3 protein-coding genes are annotated in these 1,776 nt (G+C 73.9%); 2 read left to right on the top strand and 1 reads right to left on the bottom strand.

Features of this window, described 5'->3' with window-relative positions; all coding sequences use genetic code 11:
• Positions 1–170: 170 nt before the first annotated feature.
• The gene (locus AE652_RS40795) at positions 171–557 is read left to right on the top strand and encodes a hypothetical protein (RefSeq protein ID WP_049660935.1); all 387 of its coding nucleotides are present in this window, start codon (positions 171–173) and stop codon (positions 555–557) included.
• A gap of 149 nt (positions 558–706) precedes the next feature.
• Entirely contained in the window at positions 707–979 is a 273-nt protein-coding gene (locus AE652_RS40790; protein ID WP_049660932.1) for a hypothetical protein, read from the top strand.
• 31 nt (positions 980–1,010) lie between these two features.
• On the opposite strand, the gene AE652_RS40785 is transcribed toward AE652_RS40790, so the two are convergent.
• Positions 1,011–1,388 carry a nuclear transport factor 2 family protein gene (locus tag AE652_RS40785; RefSeq protein WP_049660939.1) on the bottom strand — a complete coding sequence of 126 codons (378 nt, stop codon included), beginning with the start codon at positions 1,386–1,388 and terminating at the stop codon, positions 1,011–1,013.
• Positions 1,389–1,776: the final 388 nt, after the last annotated feature.

Genomic DNA, 1,776 nt, shown 5'->3' with positions numbered 1-1,776 from the left:
CTGCCCGCGGGCGCCCGCCGCAGGGGTCCCGGGCGCCCGCCGGAGCGCGGCCCCGCCCCCGCCGGGGCCGCGTACGGGGCCGTTCCAAGCGCTCCCGAGGTCCCCCGATCCAAGTTTTTCGCGCCCTGTCCGCCGGCGCACCCCGCCCGCCGGCGGACCCCGGCAAGCCGGTGTACCTGCGGCCCGCCATCGTCGGCCTGCTCGTCCCGGCGGTCCTGATCCCGCTGATCGTCGTCATGGCCAAGCGCGACCCCGAGTTCGCCGAGGCCGGCGACTGCATCCACAACAACAACCCGATCGCCGCCGCCCTGCCCGGCGTCGTCGACAGCAATCCCGACATCGACGTGGTCCCCTGCTCCGACCCGAAGGCCGAGGCCCGCGTCGTCGGACGCGAGGACGACACCACCGACGGCGAGAACGCCTGCCGCAAGTACCCCACCGCCGACGGCTACTTCACCTCCAAGCACGGCAGCGACAAGTACACCCTCTGCCTGCAGAGCCTGGAGACCCCCAAGCAGCCGAAGCCGACCACCATCTTCGGCCCCGTCAACCCGTAGCGAGGCGCCGCGCCGGGTCCCTCGCCGTACTCGGTCGGCCGAGCCTTCGCCGAACGGCCCGGCGCCGGGCCGTTCGCTGTCACCGGGGGCGGTGGGCAGGGGAGTCGGGGGTGTATGTTCGCACCCAGCCGTCCAGAAGGGCGAAGGCCATGGGGATCTCCACGCACGCGATGGTGCCGCCGCTCCTGGTGGCCGCACTGGTCCTGCTCGCCGTCAGACTGGCCCGACGGCACCGCGGCGGTGCGCCCGTACCGCTGCTGCCGCGCTCGCTGCCGGCCCGCGCCGTCGCAGCGGTCGTCATCGCCCTGGTGATGCTCTCCGGAGCGCTGACCGGAGACCCCTGGTCGGCGGTCGTCCCCGCCCTCACGCTCGGCGGCCTGACCGGCGCCCTCGTGGACCTCCGCTACGGCTCCCCGCGCTGACGCCCGCCCGCGGCGCTGCCCGGGCGGTTCGTCAGGAGGCGGACGGCTCGATCTCCCCGGCGAAGACGATGACCTGGTCGATGAGGCTCCGCCGCAGGTGGACGACGTCCGTTCCCGCCAGGCGGGGGCCTCCGTCCGGCGTGGTGAAGACCCACTGGTAGCGGGCCCACTCGCCGGGCATGTCCACCGCCGAGCAGCGCGTCATCGTGCCGGTTCCCGCCGGGTGGCGCCGGATGTCCAGCACGAACTGCTCGACCGCCGCGATTCCCTCGCTGCGGCCCAACGGCCCCCAGAAGACCACGTCGGAGGTCAGGGCCTGGGAGAGCAGGGCCGTCACATAGGTGTCGTCCGAGGCGTTGAACGCGGAGATGAACGTGTCGATCGCGGAGCGTGCCGTCTCTTCCTGCATACCCCAGTAATACCAGCCGCTGCGCGTACGGATCAGGAAGAGGGCGAGCACCAAGGGCGGCAGCACCCACGCGGCACCCCGTGCCGCCCGGGCTTCCGCCCTCGATCCGCACGCCGCCGCCCCGGTGTCGGAACCGGGGTGGCGCTGGACCCAGTGGGTGACCAACCGGCTTTCCGCGGAGGACTCGGCGGTCCGTCCCGTGATGGGACCGCATGCGCCGCACGCGCGCCGGAACCGCGCCACCGGGCTCCCCGCCCGCGCAAATCCCCGGTGAGGAGCGGTACATGGCCTCCAGGGTGTTCGTACGGGTTCCGGCATGGGGCGGAGCGGCACACGCCTCCGGGCTCAGCGGCAGGTGGCAAGGCCGCCCGGGTGCGGGCCGGCCGCC

The organism is Kitasatospora sp. MY 5-36 (assembly GCF_001182915.1).
Taxonomy (GTDB): domain Bacteria; phylum Actinomycetota; class Actinomycetes; order Streptomycetales; family Streptomycetaceae; genus Kitasatospora.
The sequence above is the reverse complement of the archived record's forward strand: the minus strand, read 5'-3'. Positions and strand labels throughout refer to the sequence as shown.

Bases quoted from the DNA above. Each gene is read 5' to 3' on its own strand.
- AE652_RS40790 (WP_049660932.1), top strand. From the start codon at position 707: ATGGGGATCTCCACGCACGCGATGGTGCCGCCGCTCCTGGTGGCCGCA.
- AE652_RS40785 (WP_049660939.1), bottom strand. From the start codon at position 1,388: ATGCAGGAAGAGACGGCACGCTCCGCGATCGACACGTTCATCTCCGCG.